Genomic DNA, 603 nt, shown 5'->3' with positions numbered 1-603 from the left:
ATGGTAGTCCTTTAAAAAGTCATGACCTTCAATGGCCCGTTTAATCTCCTCTAAAGAACTCTCTGCGAGAGAATTTTGAAACTGACGTGCGCAAAGGATAGTGCCTGATATTCCTCCCATGCCAAATTGATAGCCTTTTAAAGCCGCCATCAAAGCAAAGGATCTTGTCTTTCCAGATCCTCGTCCTCCCCAAGCAGCACGTACATCGGCTTTTCCAGTAAAAACAGGTATAAGCTTTGGAATAAGAGCAATTTGCGTTGTTGTCATTCATCCTCAAGCATAACGCCCCTCAAAAAAACATACCCCAAAAACCATGGCGTTCCAAAAATCACGCGCTCCCAAGGCTCCAAAATCTTCAAACATCGTGCCAAATACTCCACCCCTCAAGCATCACCCTCTTTAGCCTCCGGCTCGCAAGAGGAGGCATTTTTTGCAATCACCGGCACAATCTCCACACGTGAAATTGTCTTAACATCACCCACAGCTTTGTGCCGTAACTTGCACAGACAAAATCTTTCCAAGAAGCGAAAAACTGTTCACACGGCACACATATCAACTTTTCCAGTAAAAACCGGTCATAAGCTAAGAACAACACGACAACCT

The 603-nt window shown here is 44.6% G+C and carries 1 pseudogene; it reads right to left on the bottom strand.

The window, feature by feature from the left end:
- Positions 1–267 (bottom strand): annotated as a pseudogene (locus ACFINZ_RS11630) (PBSX family phage terminase large subunit); the annotation flags it as partial.
- Positions 268–603 lie beyond the last annotated feature (336 nt).

It is taken from the genome of Bartonella sp. AA81SXKL, assembly GCF_042196945.1.
In the GTDB taxonomy this organism is placed as follows: domain Bacteria; phylum Pseudomonadota; class Alphaproteobacteria; order Rhizobiales; family Rhizobiaceae; genus Bartonella.
Note: the sequence above shows the minus strand (reverse complement) of the source record. Positions and strands in the feature narration are given on the sequence as shown.